The organism is Burkholderia sp. Se-20373, assembly GCF_017104705.1.
Lineage (GTDB): Bacteria > Pseudomonadota > Gammaproteobacteria > Burkholderiales > Burkholderiaceae > Burkholderia.
The window spans coordinates 1-1477 of record NZ_JAAGPH010000338.1; the positions used below are offsets into that span (position 1 = coordinate 1).

Genomic DNA, 1477 nt, shown 5'->3' on the forward strand with positions numbered 1-1477 from the left:
TCGTGACCATTCGCCGCACTGCCGGCCCGCCCGTTGCCGCCCGCCGCGCGCGGCACGACATCGGACAGTTCGATCTCGCCGCCGAGCCGCGCGGCCGCGCTGAACGCGAGATACAGGCCGACCCCGTGCCCGCCCTGCGTGCTGTCGACCGGCATCGCGCCGAGCGATTCGCGCAGCGAGGCCGGAATGCCGGGCCCGTCGTCGCATACCTCGAATTCGATCTCGTCGGCCGTGCCGGCGTGCGCGACCTTCGCGGCCAGCGTCACGCGCCGCGGGCTCGCGCGCGCGGCGTTGTCGAGCAGGATCGTCAGGATCTGGCCGGCCGCGACCGTGTCGTCGAGCGCGACGCCCGCCGGACGCGCGCCGAGCAATTCGAACTGCACGTGCGGATGCCGCAGGCGCCAGTGCTCGACGAACGTGTCGAGCCAGTCGTCCACCGGCTGGCGGCTCGCGGGCGCGCTCGCGCGGCTGCGCAGGCGCGCGAGCGCCGACGTGCAGAGCGTCATCTGTTCCTCGAGCACCTTCAGGTCGGCCTCGTAGCGGGCCAGCCCCGGATCGTCGCGGGCCGCGTCGCGCAGCTCTTCGGCGAGCATCGCGATCGTCGACAGCGGCGTGCCCATTTCGTGCGCGACGGTGGCGGCCTGCACGCCGAGCGCGACCGCCCGCTCGTCGCGCAGCAGGTGCTGTTGCGCCTCGCCGAGCGCCGCGTCACGCTGGCGCAGCGCATTCGACATGCGCGCGACGAACCACGCGATCAGCCCGACGCTGACCATGAAGTTCGCCCACATCCCGGTACGGTAGTAGTCGAACAGGTTCGCGGGATTGTCCATGTTGAGCGGCACCGAGTCGAAGCCGAGCGCCGCGTAGCACGCGACCGCGAACGCCGCGAGCCAGATCATCAGGTGCCACGGCAGCACGGCCGCCGCGATCGCGAGCGAAGGCAGGTACAGCGACACGAACGGATTGGTCGTGCCGCCCGACAGGAACAGCAGCGCGGACAGCGCGCCGAGGTCGACCCACAATTGGCCGAGCAGCTCGAAGTTGGTCTCGGGCCGCGCGCGCAGCACGCGCACCCAGGTCAGCGCGTTGAAAACGATTTCGAGCGCAATGACCATCAGCATCGCCGGCAACGGCAGATGCACGCCGAAATAGGTCTGCACGACGCCGATCGTCACGAGCTGGCCGATGATCGCGAGATTGCGGAGCCAGAACAGGTGACTGAGGTTGACGCGCCCGGTGGTGGTGATTCGTTGCATCCGAGCAGTTTACCCGTTTAGCGGGCGGCGCCTCTAGCGGGGCCGGATCGGAGCGCTTTGAACGGGACGCCCCGTGCGCAGCCGATTCCGTCAGCCGGCCGCGCCGGCCACCCGCTGCGCGATCTCCTCGGCCAGGCACCCGCGGCAGCGGCCGCGCCCCCCCCCCGCCGCCCCCCCCCCCCCCCCCCCCCCCCCCCCCCCCCCCCCCCCCCCCCCCCCCC

1 protein-coding gene is annotated in these 1477 nt (G+C 72.1%); it reads right to left on the reverse strand.

What is annotated here, in order from left to right:
- The coding region (locus G3N96_RS38625; RefSeq protein ID WP_206140485.1) for an ATP-binding protein at positions 1–1256 on the reverse strand (1256 nt) is incomplete at its 3' end.
- Between the last annotated feature and the right edge of the window lie 221 nt (positions 1257–1477).